This is a genomic window from Paenibacillus sp. 01T422 (assembly GCF_056398785.1).
This window is the reverse complement of the sequence record NZ_JBFTQB010001379.1, coordinates 1-1,317: the sequence shown is the minus strand read 5'-3', so window position 1 is coordinate 1,317 and position 1,317 is coordinate 1. Positions and strand designations below refer to the sequence as shown.

The following is a 1,317-nucleotide window of genomic DNA, read 5'->3' as shown; positions in this document are numbered from 1 at the left end:
TACATGGGATACTTCAGAGGCCAAACTCAAACCTATGAACAAGAAAAAGTGGACCGAAGTTGACAGTGCCATTGATAAGGTCTTGAGGCAAGTACGAGCCGTACATCAAGATCCTGAAGCTTGTAAATCAGCTCTAGAAGCTTTGATAACCCTTACTAGTTAATACAACAATAAGAGGCTATCCCATTGTCATTTCATGACTTTTTGAGGATAGCTTATTTAAAATGCCGATAGTCATCACGCAACTTTTTATTTTATCCCTTATTCAATTGTATTTTTTTTCGAAAAATAACGAAAAATAGTAAAGGAATTATTTGAGTATGGAGGACAGTTGATATGTTATTGGAAACATTTCTCAGAACGGTGCTTGCTTTCATTCTAATTATGTTGATAACTCGAGTTCTCGGAAAACATACGATAGCGCGAATGACTTACAATGATTTCGTCGCTTCTATTACGCTAGGCGCTATCATCGGTAATTTAGCATTTAATACTCATTTGAAAACCTGGAATCTTGTTGCATCTTTATTTATTTTCAGTGGAATTGCCTATCTCATTTCTTTGATTTCCTTGAAGAATCGCAAAATCAGGAAATGGTTTGCCGGAAAGCCGACTGTAGTCATCGAAAACGGGAAAATCATGGAACAGAACTTAAGGAAGATTCAATTTACGCTGGATACTTTATGTCAAATAATTTACAGCAAATTGGGTTGTCGAAAGAATGGCTATCGGAAAAGCTACAACAACGGGGAGTTACGGCAGAAGAAGTCTGTTACGCTATCAGGGGAACGAAAGGTAATCTATTTTTTGATCTGTATCAAGATCAAATCCAGCATCCAATTGATCAAGAGTAATCGATATTTGTTGACCCCCTACTCCTTAGATTTCTAAAAAACACACCCGAAGGATATATAATTACTGCTGGAATATCCAACGGCTGCATTTCATTTGTCTCTCCCAAAAATTCAATCAACGCATCTAACAAATAACTGCATATCCAGACCACAATAAAAATGATATCAGCCCATATTAGTTATTTACTTACAAGGCCCTTAAAGTTCAGAGTATATTTGACCAGTCTGCTATTTTTAAGCCAATAACGATCTTGCACTTTCATAGTATGACTCTTTGGATTTTTTCTTCGAACATAAACATAATTGAATTTATCTGTAGAATAAATTTTAAATCCTCTAGCTCTACATTTTTTTAAAAACCGTGCATCTTCACCTAATGATATATTGGCAAATTTCACACGATTGAATACCTTTTTCTTAAACATAATCGTTCCGCCAGCTACAAATCCGACTAGTCTATCTC

At 35.5% G+C, this 1,317-nt stretch carries 1 protein-coding gene and 1 pseudogene; one reads left to right on the top strand and one right to left on the bottom strand.

Annotation, left to right across the window (positions count from 1 at the left end; genetic code table 11):
• Positions 1-336: 336 nt before the first annotated feature.
• Positions 337-891: a DUF421 domain-containing protein gene (locus AC1DUA_RS38900; protein ID WP_477504770.1), complete on the top strand. Its 555-nt coding sequence runs from the start codon at positions 337-339 to the stop codon at positions 889-891.
• Between the two features lie 142 nt (positions 892-1,033).
• On the opposite strand, the pseudogene AC1DUA_RS38895 reads toward AC1DUA_RS38900, so the two are convergent.
• A pseudogene (locus AC1DUA_RS38895) lies at positions 1,034-1,317 on the bottom strand (glycosyltransferase family 2 protein); the annotation flags it as partial.

Excerpts from the sequence above, each read along its gene's own strand:
- AC1DUA_RS38900 (WP_477504770.1), top strand. The coding sequence starts at position 337 with ATGTTATTGGAAACATTTCTCAGAACGGTGCTTGCTTTCATTCTAATT.